19 protein-coding genes are annotated in these 22,243 nt (G+C 60.9%); 11 read left to right on the top strand and 8 right to left on the bottom strand.

Annotated features, from left to right (window positions below):
• Positions 1 to 40 precede the first annotated feature (40 nt).
• The 5 genes from CUJ84_RS37985 to CUJ84_RS16390 all read left to right on the top strand — a co-directional run bounded on the left by CUJ84_RS37985 (position 41) and on the right by CUJ84_RS16390 (position 4,927).
• The gene (locus CUJ84_RS37985; protein WP_158686939.1) at positions 41 to 319 is read left to right on the top strand and encodes a hypothetical protein; all 279 of its coding nucleotides are present in this window, start codon (positions 41 to 43) and stop codon (positions 317 to 319) included.
• Positions 309 to 1,718 carry a circularly permuted type 2 ATP-grasp protein gene (locus CUJ84_RS16375; protein ID WP_105006978.1) on the top strand — a complete coding sequence of 470 codons (1,410 nt, stop codon included), beginning with the start codon at positions 309 to 311 and terminating at the stop codon, positions 1,716 to 1,718. Before CUJ84_RS37985 ends, CUJ84_RS16375 begins: the two co-directional genes overlap by 11 nt.
• Positions 1,718 to 2,659: an alpha-E domain-containing protein gene (locus CUJ84_RS16380; RefSeq protein ID WP_105006979.1), complete on the top strand. Its 942-nt coding sequence runs from the start codon at positions 1,718 to 1,720 to the stop codon at positions 2,657 to 2,659. Before CUJ84_RS16375 ends, CUJ84_RS16380 begins: the two co-directional genes overlap by 1 nt.
• A gap of 12 nt (positions 2,660 to 2,671) precedes the next feature.
• Positions 2,672 to 3,496, top strand: coding sequence for a transglutaminase family protein (locus CUJ84_RS16385; RefSeq protein ID WP_105006980.1), 825 nt, complete (start codon positions 2,672 to 2,674; stop codon positions 3,494 to 3,496).
• A gap of 369 nt (positions 3,497 to 3,865) precedes the next feature.
• The gene (locus CUJ84_RS16390; RefSeq protein WP_105006981.1) at positions 3,866 to 4,927 is read left to right on the top strand and encodes an HD domain-containing phosphohydrolase; all 1,062 of its coding nucleotides are present in this window, start codon (positions 3,866 to 3,868) and stop codon (positions 4,925 to 4,927) included.
• 79 nt (positions 4,928 to 5,006) lie between these two features.
• Here the strand turns inward: CUJ84_RS16390 and araD are convergent, their stop codons facing one another.
• The 6 genes from araD to chvE form a co-directional block, all read right to left on the bottom strand.
• Positions 5,007 to 6,746 carry an L-arabinonate dehydratase gene (araD, locus tag CUJ84_RS16395; RefSeq protein ID WP_018073838.1) on the bottom strand — a complete coding sequence of 580 codons (1,740 nt, stop codon included), beginning with the start codon at positions 6,744 to 6,746 and terminating at the stop codon, positions 5,007 to 5,009.
• 61 nt (positions 6,747 to 6,807) lie between these two features.
• On the bottom strand, positions 6,808 to 8,241 hold the full coding sequence (locus CUJ84_RS16400) for an aldehyde dehydrogenase family protein (RefSeq protein WP_018481569.1): 1,434 nt from the start codon (positions 8,239 to 8,241) through the stop codon (positions 6,808 to 6,810).
• 68 nt (positions 8,242 to 8,309) lie between these two features.
• Positions 8,310 to 9,305: an AraD1 family protein gene (gene araD1, locus CUJ84_RS16405; RefSeq protein WP_105006982.1), complete on the bottom strand. Its 996-nt coding sequence runs from the start codon at positions 9,303 to 9,305 to the stop codon at positions 8,310 to 8,312.
• Between the two features lie 118 nt (positions 9,306 to 9,423).
• Positions 9,424 to 10,635, bottom strand: a complete 1,212-nt coding sequence (mmsB, locus tag CUJ84_RS16410; RefSeq protein ID WP_003561801.1) for a multiple monosaccharide ABC transporter permease — start codon at positions 10,633 to 10,635, stop codon at positions 9,424 to 9,426.
• A complete protein-coding gene (gene mmsA, locus CUJ84_RS16415) occupies positions 10,632 to 12,170 on the bottom strand; it encodes a multiple monosaccharide ABC transporter ATP-binding protein (protein WP_105006983.1) in 1,539 nt (512 codons plus the stop codon). Before mmsA ends, mmsB begins: the two co-directional genes overlap by 4 nt.
• 92 nt (positions 12,171 to 12,262) lie before the next feature.
• A complete protein-coding gene (gene chvE, locus CUJ84_RS16420) occupies positions 12,263 to 13,327 on the bottom strand; it encodes a multiple monosaccharide ABC transporter substrate-binding protein (protein ID WP_012758577.1) in 1,065 nt (354 codons plus the stop codon).
• 271 nt (positions 13,328 to 13,598) lie between these two features.
• On the opposite strand from chvE, the gene CUJ84_RS16425 reads away from it, so the two are divergent.
• Complete coding sequence (locus CUJ84_RS16425) at positions 13,599 to 14,603, top strand: LysR family transcriptional regulator (RefSeq protein ID WP_105006984.1); 1,005 nt, start codon at positions 13,599 to 13,601, stop codon at positions 14,601 to 14,603.
• 158 nt (positions 14,604 to 14,761) lie between these two features.
• On the top strand, positions 14,762 to 15,232 hold the full coding sequence (locus CUJ84_RS16430) for a hypothetical protein (protein WP_105006985.1): 471 nt from the start codon (positions 14,762 to 14,764) through the stop codon (positions 15,230 to 15,232).
• Here the strand turns inward: CUJ84_RS16430 and CUJ84_RS16435 are convergent, their stop codons facing one another.
• Positions 15,233 to 15,514 (bottom strand): hypothetical protein, encoded by a 282-nt coding sequence (locus tag CUJ84_RS16435; RefSeq protein WP_105006986.1) that lies wholly within the window; start codon positions 15,512 to 15,514, stop codon positions 15,233 to 15,235. It lies immediately after the preceding gene.
• A gap of 314 nt (positions 15,515 to 15,828) precedes the next feature.
• Between CUJ84_RS16435 and iolG the strand changes: the two genes are divergently transcribed.
• Entirely contained in the window at positions 15,829 to 16,821 is a 993-nt protein-coding gene (gene iolG / locus CUJ84_RS16440) for an inositol 2-dehydrogenase (protein ID WP_105006987.1), read from the top strand.
• A 509-nt stretch (positions 16,822 to 17,330) separates the two neighbouring features.
• Here iolG and CUJ84_RS16445 read toward each other — a convergent pair.
• Complete coding sequence (locus tag CUJ84_RS16445; protein WP_105006988.1) at positions 17,331 to 18,554, bottom strand: ROK family transcriptional regulator; 1,224 nt, start codon at positions 18,552 to 18,554, stop codon at positions 17,331 to 17,333.
• 228 nt (positions 18,555 to 18,782) lie between these two features.
• On the opposite strand from CUJ84_RS16445, the gene xylF reads away from it, so the two are divergent.
• The 3 genes from xylF (at position 18,783) to CUJ84_RS16460 (ending at position 22,200) form a co-directional block, all read left to right on the top strand.
• Positions 18,783 to 19,823, top strand: a complete 1,041-nt coding sequence (gene xylF, locus CUJ84_RS16450; RefSeq protein WP_018073829.1) for a D-xylose ABC transporter substrate-binding protein — start codon at positions 18,783 to 18,785, stop codon at positions 19,821 to 19,823.
• A 266-nt stretch (positions 19,824 to 20,089) separates the two neighbouring features.
• Complete coding sequence (locus tag CUJ84_RS16455) at positions 20,090 to 21,403, top strand: sugar ABC transporter permease (protein WP_017989150.1); 1,314 nt, start codon at positions 20,090 to 20,092, stop codon at positions 21,401 to 21,403.
• 14 nt (positions 21,404 to 21,417) lie between these two features.
• Entirely contained in the window at positions 21,418 to 22,200 is a 783-nt protein-coding gene (locus CUJ84_RS16460; protein WP_003561812.1) for an ATP-binding cassette domain-containing protein, read from the top strand.
• Positions 22,201 to 22,243 lie beyond the last annotated feature (43 nt).

Below are 22,243 nucleotides of genomic sequence, written 5' to 3' on the forward strand. Positions count from 1 at the left end.
GTCAAAAGCGAAGCATTGATGCTAATTTGAAATTTCGCTGATGCAGGACCCGATGGCGGTCACTACGGAGGACGGTGAGCCCCGCACACATGACCATATTCGATCGCCCTGGCCGAACGAAAAACGATCACATGCCCATATTTTGCTCAAGCCTGCGGATCTGCAATCCGTCATGCCGGATCGCACCACTTTAAATGCCCAGATTTTCACCCGTTTCCCGCAGCGCAAAATCTTTTCCTCGAACTGCGCATGGTTCTTGCATTGCCATTTGCGTTGTATTCAAATGAACAAAAAGGGGAGCCGAGCCTTTGGCATTTGATGAAATGATTACCGGGGACGAAAGTCCTCGCGCGCCTTATGAAAAATACTTCGAGTGGTACAACAGCCAAGACCGGGCGCATCTGATAGCCAAGTCCCGCGATGCGGAAAACATCTTCCGGAAGACCGGCATCACGTTCGCGGTCTATGGCCACGCCGACAGTTCCGAAAAGCTCATCCCTTTCGACATCATTCCCCGCATCATCTCCGCCCGCGAATGGCGCAAGCTCGCCCAAGGCATCGAGCAGCGGGTGATCGCGCTAAACGCCTTTCTGGACGATATCTACCATAAGCAGGAGATCATCCGCGCCGGCCGCGTTCCGCGTGAGCTGATCGAGAACAACGTCACCTTCATCCCCGAAATGATCGGTTTCCGGCCGCCCGGCGGCGTCTACACCCACATTGTCGGCACCGACATCGTGCGCACCGGAGAGGACCAGTTTTACGTGCTGGAGGATAATGCCCGCACGCCCTCCGGTGTCAGCTACATGCTGGAAAACCGGGAAACCATGATGCAGATGTTCCCCGAACTCTTTCATGAGAACAAGGTGCAGCGTGTCGAGGATTACCCCTACCTGCTGCGTCAGAGCCTCGCCTCGCTCGCCCCTCCCGGCTGCAAGGGCAAGCCGCGCGTCGCCGTGCTGACGCCGGGCATTTACAATTCCGCCTATTACGAGCATTCCTTCCTCGCCGACATGATGGGCGTCGAACTGGTCGAAGGCTCGGATCTGCGCGTCATCGACGGCAAGGTGAAGATGCGGACGACACGCGGTTACGAAGCGATCGACGTGCTCTACCGCCGCGTTGACGACGACTTCCTCGATCCCCTGACTTTCCGGCCCGATTCCGCGCTCGGCATTCCCGGCATCATGGATGTCTACCGCTCCGGAAACATCACCATCGCCAATGCGCCGGGCACCGGCATTTGCGACGACAAGGCGATCTACTCCTATATGCCCGAGATCGTCGAATTCTATACCGGCCGCAAGGCGCTGCTCGAAAACGTGCCGACCTGGCGCTGTTCGGAAGCCGACAGCCTGAAATATGTGCTGGAGCATCTGGAAGAGCTGGTGGTCAAGGAGGTGCACGGCTCCGGCGGCTATGGCATGCTGGTCGGCCCGACGGCATCGAAGAAAGAGCGCGCCGATTTCGCCGAGAAGCTGAAGGCCAAGCCGAACAATTACATCGCGCAGCCGACGCTGTCGCTCTCCACTGTGCCGATCCTCGTCAACAAGGGCATCGCGCCCCGCCATGTCGACCTTCGCCCCTATGTGCTTGTATCCGACAAGGTTCAGATCATTCCGGGTGGTCTCACCCGCGTGGCGCTGAAGCAGGGCTCGCTGGTGGTCAATTCCAGCCAGGGCGGCGGCACCAAAGACACCTGGGTATTGGAGGACTGATGCTCGGAAGAACCGCAAACGGCCTTTACTGGATGTTCCGTTACATCGAGCGCGCCGAAAATATCGCCCGCCTCGTCGATGCTGGGCTGCGCATGTCGCTCACCCGCAGCAGCGAAGGCGATGACAACTGGGATGGCGTGCTGCAAAGCGCTGGGGTGCGCGAGGCATATGACGAGGGCCACACGAAGCTGACGAATGCCGACGCGATCGACTATCTTCTGCGCGATCGCGCCAATCCGTCGAGCGTCATGTCCTGCATCGAGTCCGGCCGCAACAATGCCCGCATGGTGCGTACGGCGCTGACGCGGGAGACCTGGGAAGCCACCAACGAATGCTGGATCGACTTGAAGTCGCTGCTAGAAAAGCGCGTCAAGGCGGCCGAGATGCCAGAGGTGATCGATGTCATCAAGCGCCGCGCCGGCCTCATCCGCGGTGCCTTCCATGGATCCACACTGCGCAACGAACTCTATAATTTTGCCCGCATCGGCACCTTCATCGAGCGGGCCGACAATACCAGCCGGATCCTCGACGTGAAATATTACGTGCTGCTGCCCTCGGTTTCGGCCGTCGGCTCCTCTCTCGACAATGTGCAGTGGGAATCGATCCTGCGCTCGGTCTCCGCCCACCGCGCCTATAGCTGGGCCTATGACGGCGAATACCGGGCGATGAACATCGCCGACTTCCTGACCCTCAATGTCCAGATGCCGCGTTCACTTGCCTATTGCTACGAGAAGATCGTCAGCAATCTCGGCTATCTCGCCCAGGATTACGAGGAGCGGCTCCCTGCCCACGATACCGCGGATGCGATCCGCAAGACACTGCAGACGAGAGCGATCCGGGATATCATGGATCAGGGCCTGCACGAATTCCTGGAGGATTTCGTCTCGCGCAATAACAAGCTCGGCGCGGAAATTTCCAACGGCTACCGGTTCTATGTATAAGCGGATAACAACATGAGACTGAAGATCAGCCACCTCACCGAATACCGCTACGATGGACCGACGCAGTTCTCGCTGCAAAGGCTGCGGCTGACGCCGCCGACGAGCCCTGCTCAGAAAGTGCTCGGCTGGGCGCTGAACGTCGAGGGCGCTACGCCGGAAGTGGAATATGACGACCAGTACGGCAATCACGTCAATCTGGTCTCGCTGGAAGGCGAGCAGGATGTGACGCGCATCCTCGCCGAAGGCGAGGTCGAGACGGAGGACAATAACGGCGTCACCGGCCCGCATACCGGCTTCTGCCCGCTTTGGCTCTTCCTGCGCGACACGCCGCTGACCAAGGGCGGCAAGTTGGTCAAGGAACTGATCAAGGGCGTGGGTGGCGATAACGAGCTCGCCCGCATGCACGCGCTGATGGCCGCAATCCACGAAACGGTCGACTACAAGCCCGGCACCAGCAACACCGAGACGACGGCCGAACAGGCGCTGGAGAAGAAGAGCGGCGTCTGCCAGGACCATGCGCATATTTTCATTGCCGCCGCCCGCACCTTGCAGGTGCCGGCGCGTTACATCTCCGGTTATCTGATGATGGAGGAAAAGATCGAGCAGGCTGCGACCCATGCATGGGCCGAGGCCCATATTCCCGGCCTCGGCTGGGTCGGCTTCGATCCCGCCAACGAGATCTGCCCGGATGCGCGCTACATCAGAGTCGCCTCCGGCCTCTGCTATCGCGACGCCGCGCCGATTTCAGGCATGCGCATCGGCACGCCGGGCGAAACGCTGTCGGTTACCGTGAAGGTCGAGGACGGCGGACAGATGCAAAGCCAGAGCCAGAGTTGAGCGGACCGCAAAGATAGCTTTACCGCACGCTGAGATGGGGGCCAATAGAATACCTGCCGAGTTCGGCCGCGAACAAACATGTTCGACTTAAATATATAGACTGACGGTCCCGAATTTCCGCCTGCTTCCGGGATGCGCTGCACGTTATAATTGCCGTTCGTCAATTTTTCATTGCAGACTAACTCTATTTTAAGGCCGCAGGCACAAGCTTGTCTGCGGCGACGCCCGGTGTATTTCGGCAGGCGCCGATTAAGAAGCGGCATGATGCAGGCTTTCATGATGATGTTGAGCTGCAGGCACGGATGAGGCGACGATCGCGGCCCTCCGATGAGGCAGCCTGTTTGCTTCTGGGATTTAACAGGATCGTCCATGCCTCTTCTTATCGTCGACGACAGCGAATCCAGCCTTCTCGCCCTTGAGACCGCGGTCCGAGGTTTCGCCGGCTGTGTGGTCGAAAGCTTCACCAATCCGCTCGAAGCCCTTGCTCGCTGCCAGGCCGCCGATTTCGACGTCGTGCTGATCGATTATATGATGCCTGAGATGAACGGTATCGAGATGATCCGCAGGTTGCGCCGCCAGCCGGGCTATGAGGATGTGCCCGTCGTGATGATCACCTCGCAGGCGAAGCGGTCGGTTCGGCTGGAAGCGCTGGCGGCCGGCGCCACGGATTTTCTTGCCAAGCCCTTCGATCCCTTGGAACTGCAGGCGCGCGTCCTCAATCTGATGGCCCTGCATAAGGCCCAGCTGGCGCTTGCCGACCGGGCGAAATCACTCGACATGGCCTTCCGCCACGCCACCGAACAGGCCGACATGCGCGAGCAGGAGATCATCTGGTGCCTTGCCCAGGCGATGGCCTCGCGCGATGGCAACACCGGCGACCATATCGAGCGCGTCGCCAATATCGCCGAGCTGATCGCCGAAGGCCTCGGCCTCGACCGCATCCAGCGGCGCAACATCTATCTCGCCGCTCCCTTGCACGATATCGGCAAGATCGCCATTCCCGATGCCATTCTGCAGAAGCCGGGCAAGCTCGAACGGCACGAGATCGAACGCATGCGCGAGCATGTCCCGATCGGCGTCGCCATACTTGCCAACAGCTCCGCCGAGCTTTCGCGCGTCGCGACCGCCATCATCGCTGGCCACCATGAGAAATGGGACGGAACCGGCTATCCCAAGGGCCTGTCCGGCGACGCGATCCCGATCGAAGCGCGCATCGTCGCAGTCGCCGACGTCTTCGAAGCGCTCTGTTCCGATCGGCCCTACAAGCAAGCCTGGCCGATCGAGCGGGCTTACGAGGAAATCATCGCCTACAGCGGATCGCATTTCGACCCGGCCTGCGTTGCCGCTTTCCGTCGCAAATGGCCGGCGATCCGTGCGCTCTTCGAACATAGCGTCGACGAGGATCACAGCATGGCGATCCCAAACGGCTGATTGCCGTTAACCTGGAAAAACCGGCGGACAAGAAAAAAGCGGGGTGATGCCCCGCCTTTTCCAATCTTGGATAGCCCGATTAGTGGCTGTCTTTGCCGACCGCGTTTCCGCGACATCCCTTGAGGAAATCGAGGTCGGCGCCGGTATCGGCCCCTTCGACATGCTGCTGATGCAGGAAGGCATAGCCAGATGTGGGCAGATCATGGTTGGGCTGCCACTCGGCGAGCCGCCGCGCCAGTTCCTCATCGGAAATGTCGAGATGCAGACGACGGTTCGGCACATCAAGCTCGATCATGTCGCCGTTTTTCACGACCGCCAGCGGCCCGCCGACCGCCGCTTCCGGCGATGTGTGCAGCACGACGGTACCGTAGGCCGTTCCGGACATGCGGGCGTCAGAAATGCGCACCATGTCGAGGATACCCTTCTTGAGCACCTTCGGCGGCAGCCCCATATTGCCGACCTCGGCCATCCCAGGATAGCCCTTCGGCCCACAGTTCTTCATGACCATGATGCAGGTTTCGTCGATGTCGAGGTTATCGTCGTTGATCTTGGCCTTGTAGTCGTCGATGTCCTCGAAGACAACAGCCCTGCCCCGGTGCACCAAGAGATGCGGCGAAGCCGCCGAAGGCTTCAACACCGCGCCCTTCGGCGCGAGATTGCCGCGCAGCACGACGATGCCGCCCGAAGCTGTCAGCGCCTTTTCGGCCGGCAGGATAACGTCTTCGTTCCAGTTGACGACGTCCTTGACCTCGTCCCAGACGGTTTCGCCGGATACCGTCAACGCATCCTTGTGCAGGAGGCCCGCCTCGCCGAGGCGCTTCAGCACCACCGGCAGGCCGCCGGCATAGAAGAACTCCTCCATCAGGTACTTGCCCGACGGCATCAGGTTGACGATGGTCGGGACGTCACGGCCACAGCGGTCCCAGTCGTCAAGCGAAAGATCGATGCCGACACGGCCGGCGATGGCGAGCAGGTGGATGACGGCGTTGGTCGATCCGCCGATGGCCGCGTTGGTGCGGATGGCATTCTCGAAGGCCTGCTTCGTCATGATCTCGGAGGGCTTCAGGTCGTCCTTGACCATCTGCACGATACGCCGGCCGGTAAGCTGCGCCATGACCTTGCGGCGGGAATCGACGCCCGGGATCGCGGCGTTGCCGGAGAGCGCCATGCCGAGCGCCTCGGCCATGGAAGCCATGGTGGAGGCAGTGCCCATGGTGTTGCAGGTGCCCGACGAACGGCTCATCGAGGCTTCCGCCTCGAGGAATTCGGCCTGCGTCATCTCGCCGGCCTTCACCATTTCGGAAAATTTCCACAGATGCGTGCCCGAGCCGACCCGTTCGCCACGGAAATAGCCGTTCAGCATCGGCCCGCCAGTGACGACGATCGAAGGTAGGTCGCAAGAAGCCGCCCCCATGATAAGCGACGGCGTGGTCTTGTCGCAGCCGACCAACAATACGCAGCCATCCATCGGCTGGCCGCGGATCGCCTCTTCCACCGCGAGCGCGGCAAGATTGCGGTACATCATCGCGGTCGGGCGGAAGGTGTTTTCGGATGCCGAGAACACCGGCACCTCAAGCGGGAAGCCGCCGGCCTCCCATACGCCCGCCTTCACCTTTTCAGCGAGCTCTCTGAGATGACCGTTGCACGGGGTCATATCCGACCAGGTGTTGAGGATGCCGATCACCGGCCGGCCATCGAACAGGTCGTGCGGATAACCCTGGTTCTTAAGCCAGCCGCGGTGATAGATCACGTCGCGGCTCGTACCGCCGTACCATTCCTGCGACCTCAGCTTGCGCGGCCATTCCGCTTTCTTTTTCATCGTCTCTATCCTTCGGGATATCGCCGGATCGCCTCGTACGACCCGGTTCATCGCAATTGTCTCAAGCCAGCGTGTAGGCAGTCTTGACGGTTGTGTAGAATTCGGCAGCGTACTTGCCCTGCTCGCGCGGGCCGTAGGACGAGCCCTTGCGGCCGCCGAAGGGAACGTGGAAATCGACGCCCGCGGTCGGCAGGTTCACCATCACCATGCCGGCCTCGGAATTGCGCTTGAAATGCGTCGCATGTTTCAGGCTGGTCGTCGCGATGCCGGCGGAGAGCCCGAACGGCGTGTCGTTGGCCGTCGCCAGCGCCTCGTCGTAATCCTTGACCCGGATCACCGACACCACGGGCCCGAAGATTTCCTCGCGCGAGATCCGCATCTGGTTGGTCGCTTCGGTAAACAGCGTCGGCTGCAGATAGAAGCCGGGCGTGTCACGCGAGATCACTTCGCCGCCGAAGGCGAGTTTCGCGCCTTCTTTTCTACCGATCTCGATATAGTCGGTATCGGTCTTCAGCTGCCGCTCATCGACGACAGGGCCGATATGGGTGCCGGCCTTCAGGGCGTTGTCGACGACGAGCGTCTTCAGCTTGTCGGTCAGCGCCGCGACGAACTTGTCGTGGATGCCCTCGGTGACGATGAGGCGCGACGACGCAGTGCAGCGCTGGCCCGTCGAGAAGAAGCCGGAATTGGCGGCTGCCTCGACGGCGACGTTGAGATCGGCATCGTCGAGCACGACCATCGGGTTTTTGCCGCCCATTTCGAGCTGGAACTTGCGGTTATGCTCGATGGAGGCGGCGGCGACGCGCCTGCCGGTGCCGGTAGAACCGGTGAAGGTGATGCCGTGAACGTCGGGGCTTTCGAGCATGGCCTGGCCGACGACCGAGCCCTTGCCCATAACGAGGTTCAGCACGCCCTTCGGCAGGCCGGCGCGATGCAGGATATCGACGATCGCCCAGGAACAGGCGGGCACCAGTTCGGCCGGCTTGAAGACGATGGTGTTGCCGTAGCAGAGCGCCGGCGCGATCTTCCAGGCGGGAATGGCGATCGGGAAGTTCCACGGCGTGATGATGCCGATGACGCCGAGAGCCTCGCGGGTGATCTCGATGCCGATATTCGGACGAACCGACGGCAGGACCTCGCCGGCCAGCCTCAGCGCCTCACCGGCGAAGAATTCGAAAATCTGCGAAGCGCGGATAACTTCACCGGTGGCTTCCGGCAGGGTCTTGCCTTCTTCGCGTGCAAGCAACGCACCGAGCTCGTCCTTGCGCGCCATGATCTCGTCGCCGGCCTTCTTGAGGATGACGTGGCGCTCCCAAATGCCCGAGCGCGACCAGGCCGGGAAAGCGGCCTTGGCGGCTGCGATGGCGTTTCTCGTGTCATCAGCGCTGCCGTCGGCATAGAGGCCGACGACCTCATTTGTATCCGACGGGTTGATGTTCTTCGTCGCGTTCGAGCCGACCCATTCGCCGGCGATCAGATTTTGATAAATGGTCATGGGCTCAACAAGCCTCCTTTACCGTTTACGAGCAAAGATCCGGCCGCCACTGCGGCCAGGTCTGGAATTCAGAGCTGCCTGACGGCAATCTCTTCCTCGGCGGCAACCTTGAGCGGATTACGGAGCGACAGGCCGAATTCGGCGACTTCGATCTCGAAGACATCGCCCTCTTCGGTCTTGACGCCATCGGCAAAGGAAAGGGTCGCCGTGCCGAACATATGGACGTGAACATCGCCCGGAACGCGGAAGAGGCCATATTTGAAGTGGTGATATTCCAGATTGGCGAAGGTGTGCGACATGTTCGCCTCACCCGACAGGAACGGCTTTTCGAAGATCACCTTGTCGCCGCGCTTGATGCGCGAGGTGCCGCGAATATCCTCCGGCGCCGCGCCGATGCGGATTTCCGGACCATAGGCGGCCGGGCGCAGTTTTGAGTGGGCCAGAAAGAGATAGTTGATCCGCTCGGTGACGTGGTCCGAAAATTCGTTCGACAGCGCAAAGCCGATGCGGAACGGCGTGCCGTCCTTGGCGATCACGTAAATGCCAGCCATTTCAGGCTCTTCGCCGCCGTCGAGCGCGAAAGAGGGCGAGATGAGCGGCGCGCCGGGAGCTGCGGCGCCATAGCCGTTGCCCTTGTAGAACCATTCGGGCTGGACGCCCTTTTCGCCGGCCTTCGGCTTGCCGTTCTCAAGGCCCATCTTGAACATCTTCATCGAGTCCGTGAGGGTTTCCTCGGCGGCCTCGGTGGTCTTCTTGTGCATGGAATCGCGCGTTGCCGCCGAGCCCAAATGCGTCAGGCCGGTGCCGGTCAGATGCAGGTGGGCGGCATCGGGATGAGTGATCGGCGGCAGGAAGCGGCCCTCCGCATAGGCCTTTTCAAGATCGACGGCATCGCCGTAGCCATGGGCTTCGATGACCGAGGCAAGCGACTTGCCGCCGTCTGCAGCTTCCATCGCCAGCGCATAGACGCTGCCGGCGTTCTTGACCGACTTTGCAGCGCCGCCCGCCTCGCGCACGGCGACGATGATCTCTCCGTTTGCACCCTTGATCTGGGAAATAAGCACGTCTTCGATCCTTCTCGTTTCGGCGAAGACAGGAAAAAGCTCCGCCTGTCCGGCTCCATCAGGAGCCGGAATCCATCATTCATAGGACTGCGAATGCCTGGCTGGCGCCTTGAGACGCTCAGCCCTTGTTCTTATTGTAGACGTCGAAGAACACGGCAGCCAGAAGCACCGCACCCTTGACCATCTGCTGCGAGTCAGTGCCGAGACCGTGGATCGACATGCCGTTGTTCATGATGCCCATGATCAGAGCGCCGATAACAGCGCCGGTCACCTTGCCGACGCCGCCCTGGGCAGATGCGCCGCCGATGAAGCAGGCCGCGATCACGTCGAGTTCAAGACCGAAGCCGCCCTTGGCCGTTGCCGAGTTGAGGCGCAGGGCAACGATCAGTCCGGCCAGTCCGGCAAGCAGGCCCATGTTTGCGAACGTCAGGAAGGTCAGCCGCTCGGTGTTGATACCGGAAAGCTTCGTCGCCTTCTCATTGCCGCCCATGGCGTAGATGCGCCGGCCGATCGTCGTGCGGCGGGTAATGAAGGCATAGGCAGCAACCAGAACGAGCATCACCATCAGCACATTCGGGAAGCCGCGATAGATCGACAGCTGGTAGCCGAGCGCCAGGATGGCGAGGGTGACGAGGGCGTTCTGGGCGAGGAAGAAGCCCAGCGGCTCGACGTCATTGCCATGCTTTTCATTCGACAGGCGCTTGCGCCATGCCAGATAGAAGAGGGTTACGGCGCCGACAACGGTCAGAATGATCGAGGTCGAGTTGATGCCGCCCATATCGAAAGCGTTCGGCAGGAAGCCGATGCTGATCAGCTGGAAAGCCGGCGGGAAAGGACCGATGCTGGTGCCGGTCCCCGATGCCGTCATCACGAACAGCGTCAGGCCGCGGAAGACCAGCATGCCAGCCAACGTGACGATGAAGGACGGGATCTTGTGATAAGCGACGAAATAGCCCTGGATGCCGCCGACAAGCGCACCCATGGCGAGACATACGATACCCGCCAGGACATAGTTGGTGTGCCATTGCACCGTCATTACGCCGGCGATAGCGCCGATAAAGCCGACGACGGAACCAACCGAAAGGTCGATATGGCCGGCAACGATCACCAGCAGCATGCCGAGCGCCATGATGACGATGAACGAGTTCTGCAGAATGATGTTTGTCAGGTTGAGCGGCCTGAAGAGAACGCCACCGGTCGAGAACTGGAAGAACACCATGATCGCGATGAGCGCGATAAACATGCCATATTCGCGGATGTTGCCGCGAACGTAGTCTCCGATGGAGACGACACGCCCTTGCTCAGCGATGGGTTGATTGATCGGTGTCATTGTTTCTTCTCCCCTGAGCGCATGATAGCGCGCATGATGGTTTCCTGGCTTGCTTCTCCCTTCGGCAGTTCCGCGACGATGCGTCCTTCGTTCATCACGTAGATGCGGTCACACGTACCAAGCAGTTCGGGCATTTCCGATGAGATCATCAGAACGCCCTTTCCATCGGCGGCAAGCTGGTTGATGATAGTATAGATTTCGTATTTTGCGCCAACATCGATGCCGCGCGTCGGCTCGTCGAGGATCAAAATATCGGGATTGGAGAACAGCCATTTCGACAGCACCACCTTCTGCTGGTTGCCGCCGGAAAGATTGACCGTCTCCTGGAAGATGCTGGAGGAACGGATGCGCAATTTCGACCGAAAGTCGGTCGCAACCCGCGCCTCCTTGAAGCTGTCGATAACAGACGCATTCGACACCGCCTTCAAATTGACGAGCGTCGTATTGTGCAGGATCGTGTCATTGAGCACGAGGCCGAGCTGCTTGCGGTCTTCGGTGACGTAGGCGAGCCCTGCATCGATTGCCTTGCGCACGGTGCTGACGTCGACCGGCTTGCCGTGCATCAGCGCCTCGCCCGAAACCTTGTGGCCATAGGCCTTGCCGAAGAGGCTCATGGCGAATTCGGTGCGCCCTGCCCCCATCAGGCCGGCGATGCCGACGACTTCGCCCTTGCGGACGGTGACGTTGATATTGTGCAGGACCTGACGATCGCGGTGCTGCTGGTGGTAGGCGTTCCAGTTCTTCACTTCGAGAATGGTTTCGCCGATCGGCACCGAACGCGGCGGATAGCGGTCTTCAAGATCGCGGCCGACCATGTTGCGGATGATGATGTCTTCGCTGATCTCGTCCGCATGACAGTCGAGCGTCTTGACGGTCATCCCGTCGCGCAGGACGGTGATCTGGTCGGCGACCTTGCGGATCTCGTTCAGCTTGTGGGAAATGATGATCGAAGTGATGCCCTGCTTGCGGAACTCGATCAGCAGGTTGAGCAGAGCGTCGGAATCGCGTTCATTGAGCGAGGCTGTGGGTTCGTCGAGGATAAGCAGCTTCACGCTCTTCGACAGCGCCTTGGCGATCTCGACGAGCTGCTGCTTGCCGACGCCGATGTCGGTGACCAGCGTGTTCGGAGATTCGGACAGGCCTACTTTCTTCAGCAACTGCTTCGTGCGGTTGAATGTCTCGTCCCAGCTGATGACGCCGCTCTTGGCATTCTCGTTGCCGAGGAAGATGTTTTCGCCGATCGACAGCAGGGGCACGAGCGCCAGTTCCTGGTGAATGATGACGATGCCGATTTCTTCGGAGTCCTTCAGGACCTTGAAGTTGCGCGTCTCACCTTCATAGATGATGTCGCCTTCATAGCTTCCTGTCGGATAGACGCCTGATAGCACCTTCATCAGGGTCGATTTGCCGGCTCCGTTTTCGCCCACCAATGCGTGGATCTCACCCTGGCGAACCTTGAGGTTCACATTCTCCAGCGCCTTGACGCCCGGGAACGTCTTGGTGATGCTCCGCATTTCGAGGATTGTATTGTCCATAGTCAAAGTTCCAGCGCCTGCAGCCGTCAACCAGCCGGGCGATCATAAAATCGAAGACCGGAACCCGCAAGCGCGGGCTCCGGTCCTTCTCATTACTTCAGCTTGTCTTCAGAGTAGTAACCGCTGTCGACGAGGATCTGCTTGTAGTTGGTCTTGTCGACGGCAACCGGCTTCAGCAGATAGGACGGAACGACCTTGACGCCGTTGTCGTAGGTCTTCGTGTCGTTGACCTCGGGGTCCTTGCCGGACATCACGGCATCGACCATGGCAACGGTGACCTTGGCGAGTTCGCGGGTGTCCTTGAAGATCGTCGAGTGCTGTTCGCCAGCGATGATCGACTTGACCGACGGGATTTCAGCGTCCTGACCGGTGACGATCGGCAGCGGCTGAGCCGCAGTACCGTAACCAACGCCCTTCAGCGAGGAGATGATACCGATGGACAGACCGTCGTAAGGCGACAGAACGGCATCGACCTTGGCGTCGGTGTAGTTAGCCGAGAGCAGGTTGTCCATGCGGGCCTGGGCCGTTGCCGGATCCCAACGCAGCGTGCCGACCTTGTCCATGCCGGTCTGGCCGGACTTCACGACGAGCTTGCCGCTGTCGATGTAGGGCTGCAGGACGGACATCGCGCCATCATAGAAGAAGAAGGCGTTGTTGTCGTCCGGCGAACCGCCGAACAGTTCGATGTTGAACGGGCCCTTGCCATCCTTGAGGCCGAGGCCGTCAACGATGGAGCCAGCCTGCAGAACGCCGACCTGGAAGTTGTCGAACGTCGCGTAGTAGTCGACGTTGCCCGAATCGCGGATCAGACGGTCATAAGCGATGACCTTGATGCCGGCGTCGTGTGCCTTCTGGAGAACGTCGGAAAGCGTCGTGCCGTCGATCGAAGCGATGACGAGAACCTTGGCACCCTTGGTGACCATGTTTTCGATCTGCGAAAGCTGGTTCGGAATGTCGTCGTCGCCATACTGCAGGTCAGTGCCGTAACCGGCAGCCTGAAGCTGCTTGACGATGTTGTTGCCGTCGTCGATCCAGCGGGCCGAAGCCTTGGTCGGCATCGCGATACCGACAGTGCCCTTATCCGCGGCCAGAGCCGGTGCAACGAACGAAGCGACGCCGAAGGCAGCCGCAGCCATCAATGAGATAATGGATTTCATTTCTCTCTCCCTTGTTAATAGAGAAGCGGACGAAAAATCGCCCGCCCCGAAACTGTGGCAGGTTCCGTATTGGATAGTTACTTCAGATGGTGAGAAACGAAGTAGGTCTCCTCCACGATCTCACACGTGTTGAGTGCCAACCAGCACACGGCGGCAAACTGGTATGGATTCCTATAACTGTCAAATAGAATAAGTGCTAACGTGCATAACAATTTTGGTATATCGTTAAAAAGTATTACTTTTGATGGAGCGCAGCGAGGAGGCTGCAACCATGACGGTTATTTCCGAGCCATTTTCGATGGATCATGTCGATATCCACAGTGATAATTTCGGCGATGACAACCTTTTGCGTGCAGGACTTAAGCTGAATCACCTGCGGATGATCGTCGCAATCGAAGATAGTGGACAGATTTCCGCAGCTGCGGAAGTCCTGAACATCTCGCAGCCCGCCGCGTCACGGATGTTGTCCGAAATGGAATCAATCACCAAGACATCGCTCTATGAGCGCGTGGCCCGCGGCGTGGTGCTGACGACCTTCGGCGCAGCGCTCGCGCGAAGGGCTCGGAAGATCCTCCTGGAGCTGCGTGAGGCGAGCCGCGAGATCGCCGAATTGAAAAGCGGCAAGGGCGGCTCGGTCTTCATCGGCTCGGTGACGGCGCCGGCCATGAGCCTCGTTGTGCCGGCGATCAACAAGGTGCGCAAGGCCTATCCGGGCATCGAAATCAACATCCAGGTGGAGACGAGCAACGTGCTTGCCCGCGAACTGCTCGCCGCCCGCCATGACTTCATCATCGGCCGCATTCCCGATGATCTCAACCCGCGCCTGTTCGAGGTGACGGAGATCGGCATCGAGCGGGCTTGCCTGATCGTGCGCAGCTGCCATCCACTCATGAAGCAGAAGAGCAGCAGCCTTTCCGACGTCAGGGATTACGACTGGGTGTTCCAGCCGCCGGGCACGCTGCTGCGCCGCACGATCGAGGACGTTTTCCTGTCGCAGGGTGTGGCGCTGCCAGAAAATATCGTCAACACCTCTTCGCTACTTCTGACCTGCGCCATCATCTGCGAAACCGATGCGATCGCTCCGGTCGCCGTCGACGTCGCCCAGTTCCTTGCCAGCCAGGGCTCGAATGCCTCGGATGTGCGCATGCTGCCGATCGATTTCGACATCAACGTCAAGCCCTACAGCATGATCACGGCGAGGGAACGGGCGCTGCCGCCGAGCGCACGGCTGCTCTACGACATCATCCTCGAGGAGAGCCGCAAGCAGGCCGGTTGACGACACCCGCAAGCCCTGCACCATCTTGCTCTCTTTTAATGCGCCGCGAGCAATTCCAGCAAAAGTGTGCAGCGGTTTTGCGTCCGGAATTGCGTGAACAAGGAGATAGAGCATTTCCGTGGTTCGAAGAAAAACGGAAATGCTCTCAAGGAAGGCGGATGCTGTTCGGACAGTCGGTATTTCAATCAGTCCTCGAGCGGCTGAAGGCGGAGGACGAGACGGTCGAAGACGCCGAAGCGCCGACCGTCCATCGCGTCTCCGGCCTCGGCACCGGGCTTGCCTTCGATGTCATGGAGGGCGTCTCGGCTGCCTCGCAACGCGTCGGCCAGGCCTATTTCGACAATCTGGATCTCGATGCCGCCGCTGGGGTCGTGGAAAAGCCGGCGCCTGCGCCTCCGCCCGAGCCCGTCATGCCGGATCATCTCACCCGCACGACACCGCAGGAGATTGCCGCCGAACTGGCGATCTCCGCCGCCGATACGCCGCTGACGCTCCGTGAAAAGCGCCGCGCCTTCGCGCGCGCCAATCATCCCGATGGCGTAGAATTGCCCTTCCGCGACAATGCGACGAAGCGCATGATGCTGGCCAATCTGCTGATCGACGAAGCGCTGCGGCGATTGAGCCGCTGACTATTCCGCCTGCCCGTCCTTTGAAGGTTTTTCAGCGGTCGCCGCGGGTTCGTCCTCGTCCTCGGCGTCAGGCTGCACGGGCGGCTCGATGGCCGGAGGCTGCGGATTGAAGGTCCAGAACAGCATATAGAAGGAATAGGCGCCTGCCCCGCCGGCCAGCACCGCCCAGAACGGATCGCCGGTGACAAGTTCGACCACGGCCCAGCCGAAGCAAACGGCAACGATGGCAATCCGCACCCAGAGGCGCCGATATGCCGGATGATTCGGATCGATGAGTTTCATTCCTGCCCCGCGGTCGCATTTGTCGCACTGCCGTCGGCCCGTGCCGCGATTGTCTCTAGAGCCTTTCCTGGCCAGATTAAAGTATTCTCTTGGCTGAAGGGCCGGGCATCTTTCCGCCAGGATCGGAGGCGATCGGCTCTGCCCTGACCAAAATCTGCTCCGGCAGAATACGTCAATCCGACCATGAAAGGCTCTGGTTCGAATCTTGCAAATGTGAAAGATCCGCGGGCTTGACGCGGTCCACAGAAGATGGAATGAAAATTCCAGAAATTTGACAATTCGGTTTATTTGTTCCGAATTCAAGGGAGGTTAGAATGACAGTGAGATTTGGTCTTCTCGGCGCCGGCCGCATCGGCAAGGTCCATGCCAAGGCCGTCAGCGGCGACGCCAATGCGACGCTCGTCGCGGTCGCCGACGCCTTTCCGCAGGCTGCCGAAGCGATCGCCTCCGCCTATGGCTGCGAAGTCCGCACCATCGAGGCGATCGAGGCCGCCAAGGATATCGACGCAGTCGTCATCTGCACGCCGACGGATACCCATGCCGATCTGATCGAGCGCTTCGCCCGCGCCGGCAAGGCGATCTTCTGCGAAAAGCCGATCGATCTCGACGTCGCCCGCGTCAAGGCCTGCATCAAGGTGGTGGAAGAGACCGGCGCCAAGCTGATGGTCGGCTTCAACCGCCGCTTCGACCCGCATTTCATGGCGGTGCGCAAAGTCATCGACGAGGGCAAGATCGGCGATGTCGAGATGGTGACGATCACCTCGCGTGACCCCGGCGCCCCGCCGGTCGATTACATCAAGCGCTCCGGCGGTATCTTCCGCGACATGACCATCCATGACTTCGACATGGCCCGCTTCCTGCTCGGCGAAGAACCGGTGTCGGTTTTCGCGACCGCCGCCGTTCTCGTCGACAAGGCGATCGGCGAAGCTGGTGACTATGACAGCGTTTCGGTGATCCTGCAGACCAAGTCCGGCAAGCAGGCCATCATCTCCAACTCCCGCCGCGCCACCTATGGCTACGACCAGCGCATCGAAGCGCACGGCTCCAAGGGCCTCGTCTCGGCCGAAAACCAGCGTCCGGTCTCGATCGAAGTCGCAAACGGCGACGGCTACACCCGCCCGCCGCTGCATGACTTCTTCATGACCCGTTATACCGAAGCCTATGCCAACGAGATCGCCAGCTTCATCTCGGCGATCGAAAAGGGCTCGAAGATCTCGCCTTCCGGCGCCGATGGCCTCGCAGCGCTCGCGCTCGCCGATGCCGCGGTCCAGTCGGTCAAGGAAGGCAAGCTCATCAAGATCGGCTGACGGCCCTCTCCCGACCGGAAGCCATGCATGAGATGGCCGGGCACTTGCCCGGCCATTTCGCGTTTGGCGGCTTTTGACTCTGTGTCGTCTTTGGCCTTGTGGCGCTGATATCCGGTTTGCGCCGATGGCTGCCCCTCACCACAAGGGAGAGAGGTTGGGGAGGAGCAAGGGGCGAACGGACATGCCGCGGCCTCTCGATTCCCTCTACTCCCCAGCGGGGAGAAGGTGCCCGTAGGGCGGATGAGGGGGCCGGCGAAGCCGGTCTTTCTCAACAAAATCCATGGCGGGCTTCGACCGCACTGGCGTCGTCTCGACCGTGTTCAGGGCGCTTACCATCGGCGTGAAGGGATAAGTTATGTGACGGGTGTGCCGTGTGGCCCCCTCATCCGACCCTTCGGGCCACCTTCTCCCCGAGGGGAGAAGAGGATATGCCGCACCCTCTCCGTTCCTCGCCACCTATCACAGGGCACGTCCCCTCGCCCGGCCTTTCGCGTTTCGGCGATGCGTTCTCAATCCCCGCTCTGAACGCCCGAGAGAACGATATCCTGGTCGATCACCGACAGTGCCCGGTTCAGATGTCCTTCGAAGACGAGGATCTGCTCGTCGGCGACCACCCTGATCTCGGGCATGCCTTCCATGCGCACGATATGCGACTGCCCCAGACCTTCTTCGATCCCTTGCCGAAGTAGGTCGTAATACCGCGTGCCCGGCCCGGTGATGGCGATCGGCATGCGCTCCGTCAGGCTCAGCATGCGCGACAGCCCGTTGCCGAGCGCCAGCCCCGCCTGGCGAAAGGCGAAGGCGGGGACGCGGTGGCCCTGGCGCGCCTTGGCGGCGATCTTGTCCAGTTCCGCCACCGGCACGAACTTTGCCGGAATCGTATCGAGCGGCACTTCGAAGGCGCTGCGCAGGATGGCGTAGAAACCGGCATAGGCCTCGATGCAGCCGCGGGTGCCGCAGCGGCAGAGCCCGCCATTGGCCATGTGCAGCATGTGCCCGAAATTGGGCGCCGATATCTCCTGCCCGGTCTGGTTCCCCCGCCTGACGATGCCGAGCCCCACGCTATGGCCGAGCGAAAGGGCGGCGAGCGAGCGGAAATCGGCGCCTTTCACCATCTCCTCACGCGCGCCGAGCGCTGCTGCGACCAGCAGCGTCTCGTTGTCGAGGATCACCTTGGCCTGCCATTCCGGCCGGAGCGCCGATTCGAAATCGATCTGGTCGCTGCCGAAGATCGGCGACCAGACGAGAACCGGCTCGGTGGAATTGACCAGTCCCTTGCTGCTGATCGAGATCAGCAGCACTTTTTCCTGCGAAATCTTCGAACGATCGAGAATACGCAAAAGCCCGGCCCGCACCGCAGCGACGAAGCGGGCAGCGCCGGCCGGATCATGCGAACGTTCCTCGCTGAAGCGGTCGATCAGTTTGCCGGCATAATCGACCAGGGAATATTGCACCGCATCCGAGGAGATGATGACGACGATGAGATAGCCGCAATCGCGTCGCTGGCGCAGCAGCACGCGCGGCCGGCCGCGGCCGCTTGCCGGCTGATGTTCCGACTTTTCGATGATCTGGGCTTTTTCCAGCTCAGTGGTGATCGCCGAGATGGTGGCCGACGACAGCCCGGTGAAATCGGATATTTCGGTATGCGCGAGCGCACCGTGGCGACGCAGCACGGACAGCACGAGCACGCTGTTTCTCTGCCTGACCAGCTCCGTGCTCGACTTGGTCAGCATGAATGCCGCCCTCTCTCCCTGCTTGCTCCACCCTTGGTTTCCACTGCATCTCCAGCCGAAGTTTCGCAAGGAAATTAAGCTGGCAGTGCAGTGTTGACAGTTGAAAAAATCTCTGACACTAAATTTCTCGACTGTCGAGAAAAAAATCCGAACCTTTTCTCGACAGCTTTTCGCGGTGGCCGGAGGAAGCATGGGCTGGGCCGGTCGCAATCCACTCGGGAGGACATTATGAAGTCTATTTTGAAATTGATGGCCGGCGCGGCCATCCTCGTTTCCGTGCATACCGCTGCCATGGCTGCCGATCTCGTCGTCGGTGTTTCCTGGTCAAATTTCCAGGAAGAACGCTGGAAGACGGACGAAGCCGCCATCAAGAAGGCTCTCGAAGCCAAGGGCGCCAAGTATATTTCCGCTGACGCGCAGTCTTCTGCCGCAAAGCAGCTTACCGACGTCGAATCGCTGATCTCGCAGGGCGCCAACGCGCTGATCATTCTCGCCCAGGACTCCGATGCAATCGGCCCGGCCATCGAGAAGGCCGCTGCGGAAGGCATCCCCGTCGTCGGCTATGACCGCCTGATCGAAAACCCGGCTGCCTTCTACATCACCTTCGACAACAAGGAAGTCGGCCGCCTCCAGGCCGAGGGCGTTTTCAAGGCCAAGCCGGAAGGCAATTACGTCTTCATCAAGGGCTCGTCTTCCGATCCGAATGCTGACTTCCTGTTCTCGGGCCAGCAGGAAGTCCTGAAGGCCGCCATCGACGCCGGCAAGATCAAGAATGTCGGCGAGGCCTATACTGACGGCTGGCTGCCGGAGAACGCTCAGCGCAACATGGAGCAGTTCCTGACCGCCAACAACAACAAGGTTGACGCCGTCGTCGCATCGAATGACGGCACCGCCGGCGGCGCGATCGCTGCTCTCGACGCACAGGGCCTCGCCGGCTCCGTTCCGGTTTCCGGCCAGGACGGCGACAAGGCAGCCCTCAACCGCATCGCTCTCGGCACGCAGACGGTTTCCGTCTGGAAGGACAGCCGCGAACTCGGCAAGCGCGCCGCTGAAATCGCTCTCGACCTCGCCGGCGGCAAGGACATGAGCAAGATCGACGGCGCCCAGGCTTTCAAGGGCGGCCCGAAGGGCGTCGAAATGCAGTCGGTCTTCTTGAAGCCGCTTGCGATCACCAAGGAAAACCTGAACGTCGTCATCGACGCCGGCTGGATCTCCAAGGCGGAAGCGTGCCAGGGCGTCAAGGCAGACAGCGTCGCTGCCTGCAAGTAAGCCAAGGCTTGTAAACTGGAATTGCCGGCGCCGCAGCGGAACACCGTTGCGGCGCCGGACGCGGATGAGAATTCCAACGACGAAGTTTTCTCCGCCTCGCCGCACCATCGCGGGTTTTCATTCCCTGCCGGAAGGGTGTCGCGACGCCACGCGACCGGCTTCCGGAAGCATCACGATGGTGAGTTGAAGAACAGACGCATGACGCCGATGGCAGCCTCTAGCACTCCGGCGCGTCCGTCCAAACAAAATGGGGGAACGGCAAACCCATGGCCGAAATGGTAAAATCCACAACATCAAGCGGACCGCGAGCGGCGGAAGCCAGTCCGGTGACCCGCTTTTTCCGCGCCACCGAGATCGACACGCGTCTGCTCGGCATGATCGGCGCGCTGATCATCATCTGGATCGGTTTCCACATCATCACCGGCGGCCTCTTCCTGACCCCGCGCAATCTCTGGAACCTCTCGGTCCAGACGACCGACATCGCCGTCATGACGACGGGCATGGTGCTGATCATCGTCACCCGCAACATCGACCTTTCGGTCGGTTCTGTGCTCGGCCTCTGCGGCATGATCATGGGCGTGACGCAGGCCAAGATCCTGCCGGAATATATCGGCTTCGACAGCCCCTTCACCTGGGCGATCACGCTGCTGGTCGGATTGGCGGCAGGTTGCCTGATCGGCGCTTTCCAGGGCATCATCATCGCCTTCCTCAACGTTCCCTCCTTCATCGTCACGCTCGGCGGCCTGCTCGTCTGGCGCGGCGCCACTTGGCTCGTCACCAGCGGCCAGACGGTTGCCCCGATGGACCAGACCTTCCGCATCATGGGGGGCGGCGCCGAAGGCTCGATCGGCGCCACCTGGAGCTGGATCGTCGGCATCTGCGCCTGCCTCTTCGTGATAGCAAGCATCGTCGGCTCACGCCGGCAGCGCCGGCGCTTCGGTTTCCCGCGCCGGCCGATGTGGGCTGAATATTTCCTCGCCGTCCTGAGCTGCGTGCTCATCCTCGGCGCGGTCTGGATCGCCAACAGCTATTACTGGCCGATCAACATCGCCAAGAAATATGCCGAGACCAACAATATTCCCTGGCCCGAAACCGGCCTGGATATCCCCTACGGCATCGCCGTGCCGGTGTTGATCGCCATCGTCGTCGGCATCATCATGACCTTCATCGCGACAAGGCTGCGCTTCGGCCGCTACGTCTTCGCAATCGGCGGCAACCCCGAAGCGGCAGAGCTCGCCGGTATCAAGACGCGCTGGGTCACCGTGCGCATCTTCGCGCTGATGGGCATTCTCGCGGCCATTGCGGCGGCGATTTCCACCGCGCGCCTCAATGCCGCAACGAACTCGCAGGGTACGCTCGACGAGCTCTACACCATCGCCGCCGCCGTCATCGGCGGAACGTCGCTGGCAGGCGGCACCGGCACCATCGCCGGCGCCATGCTCGGCGCGCTCGTTATGCAGTCGCTGCAGTCGGGCATGGTGCTTGCGCATGTCGATACGCCGCTGCAGAGCGTCGTCGTCGGCACCGTCCTTGTCGTGGCGGTCTGGCTCGACACCGTCTACCGCGCCCGTGCCAAGTGAGAGGAGCCCTAGACATGGCTGATCAACGCACTCCCCTCGTGGAACTGAAAAACATCTCGATCTCCTTCGGCGGCATTCACGCCGTGGACAATGCCTCGGTCGATCTCTACCCCGGCGAAGTGGTCGCCTTGCTCGGCCATAATGGCGCCGGCAAGTCGACGCTCATCAAGATCCTCTCCGGCGCCTACAAGCGTGACGGCGGCGAGATCCTGATCAACGGCGAGCCGGCCGACATCCGCAATCCGCGCGATGCCAAGAAATACGGCATCGAGACGATCTACCAGACGCTCGCTGTCGCCGACAATGTCGACGCCGCCGCCAACCTCTATCTCGGCCGCGAGCTGAAGACCCGCTGGGGCACGCTCGACGACGTCGCGATGGAAGCCTCGGCCCGCGAGGTGATGGGGCGGCTCAACCCCAACTTCAAGCGCTTCAAGGAGCCGGTGAAGGCGCTCTCGGGCGGCCAGCGGCAATCGGTGGCGATCGCCCGTGCGATCCTCTTCAACGCCCGCATCCTGATCATGGACGAGCCGACGGCCGCCCTCGGCCCCCAGGAAACGGCGCAGGTCGGCGAGCTGATCAAGCAGCTGAAGAAAGAAGGCATCGGCATCTTCCTCATCAGCCACGACATCCACGACGTCTTCGACCTCGCCGACCGCGTCTCGGTGATGAAGAACGGCCAGGTCGTCGGCCACGCCCGCACCGAGGACGTGACCAAGGACGAAGTCCTCGGCATGATCATCCTCGGCAAGGTGCCGTCAAAGGCCATCCCCGGCCCCGGCGCCATGCAGATCTGACCACCGCAAGGCGATAGCCCGCGACAATCACACTCCGCCGCCC

It is taken from the genome of Rhizobium leguminosarum (assembly GCF_002953715.1).
Classification (GTDB): Bacteria; Pseudomonadota; Alphaproteobacteria; order Rhizobiales; family Rhizobiaceae; genus Rhizobium; species Rhizobium leguminosarum_V.